At 56.4% G+C, this 1,681-nt stretch carries 2 rRNA genes; both read left to right on the plus strand.

The features are described from left to right. Window positions 1–1,502: ribosomal RNA gene (locus tag VFQ05_03065) — 23S ribosomal RNA — on the plus strand; the annotation flags it as partial. 72 nt (window positions 1,503–1,574) lie between these two features. Beyond that, a 5S ribosomal RNA gene (gene rrf, locus VFQ05_03070) occupies window positions 1,575–1,681 on the plus strand; the annotation flags it as partial.

A 1,681-nucleotide genomic window follows, 5' to 3' on the forward strand; every position in this document is an offset into this window, starting at 1 on the left:
GCATGCGACCCCATCTGGTGGAGTGAGCGTGATAACAGGTGTGACGCAGGAAGGTAGCCCAGCCCGGGCGATGGTTGTCCCGGGGCAAGCGTGTAGGCCGAGCGATAGGCAAATCCGTCGCTCATCCAGGCTGAGACGTGATGCGGATGAAAAGTGGGTGATCCTATGCTGCCGAGAAAAGCATCGACGCGAGGTTCCAGCCGCCCGTACCCCAAACCGACTCAGGTGGTCAGGTAGAGAATACCGAGGAGATCGAGAGAATCGTGGTTAAGGAACTCGGCAAAATGCCCCCGTAACTTCGGGAGAAGGGGGGCCGGATTCGTGAAGGGACTTGCTCCTGGAGCGTTGAAGGCCGCAGAGACCAGTGGGAAGCGACTGTTTACTAAAAACACAGGTCCGTGCCAAGTCGCAAGACGATGTATACGGACTGACGCCTGCCCGGTGCTGGAAGGTTAAGAGGACCGGTTAGCCTCACGGCGAAGCTGAGAATTTAAGCCCCAGTAAACGGCGGTGGTAACTATAACCATCCTAAGGTAGCGAAATTCCTTGTCGGGTAAGTTCCGACCTGCACGAATGGCGTAACGACTTCCCAGCTGTCTCAACCGCGAACTCGGCGAAATTGCATTACGAGTAAAGATGCTCGTTACGCGCAGAAGGACGGAAAGACCCCGTGACCTTTACTACAGCTTGGTATTGGTGTTCGGTGTGGCTTGTGTAGGATAGGTGGGAGACTGTGAAGCGGGCACGCCAGTGTTCGTGGAGTCATTGTTGAAATACCACTCTGGTCACTCTGGATATCTAACTTCGAACCGTGATCCGGTTCAGGGACAGTGCCTGGTGGGTAGTTTAACTGGGGCGGTTGCCTCCCAAAAAGTAACGGAGGCGCCCAAAGGTTCCCTCAACCTGGTTGGCAATCAGGTGGCGAGTGTAAGTGCACAAGGGAGCTTGACTGTGAGACTGACAGGTCGAGCAGGGACGAAAGTCGGGACTAGTGATCCGGCACTGGCAAGTGGAAGCGGTGTCGCTCAACGGATAAAAGGTACCCCGGGGATAACAGGCTGATCTTCCCCAAGAGTCCATATCGACGGGATGGTTTGGCACCTCGATGTCGGCTCGTCGCATCCTGGGGCTGGAGTAGGTCCCAAGGGTTGGGCTGTTCGCCCATTAAAGCGGCACGCGAGCTGGGTTTAGAACGTCGTGAGACAGTTCGGTCCCTATCCTCCGCGCGCGCAGGAGACTTGAGAAGAGCTGTCCCTAGTACGAGAGGACCGGGACGGACGAACCTCTGGTGTGCCAGTTGTCATGCCAATGGCACGGCTGGTTAGCCACGTTCGGACGGGATAACCGCTGAAAGCATCTAAGCGGGAAGCTCACTTCAAGATTAGGTCTCCCACCCCACGAGGGTTAAGGCCCCCTGGCAGAACACTGGGTTGATAGGCCAGAAGTGTAAGCCTGGCAACAGGTTCAGCCGACTGGTACTAATAGGCCGAGGACTTGACCAAAACACCAATCACTTTCGCGTCCACTGTGCAAATCTGAAACAACGAACACCCACGTGTTCAGTTGCATAGAGTTACGGCGGCCATAGCGGCGGGGAAACGCCCGGACCCATTCCGAACCCGGAAGCTAAGCCCACCAGCGCCAATGGTACTGCACTCGACAGGGTGTGGGAGAGTAGGAC

Source organism: Candidatus Eisenbacteria bacterium (genome assembly GCA_035712145.1).
Lineage (GTDB): Bacteria > Eisenbacteria > RBG-16-71-46 > RBG-16-71-46 > RBG-16-71-46 > DASTBI01.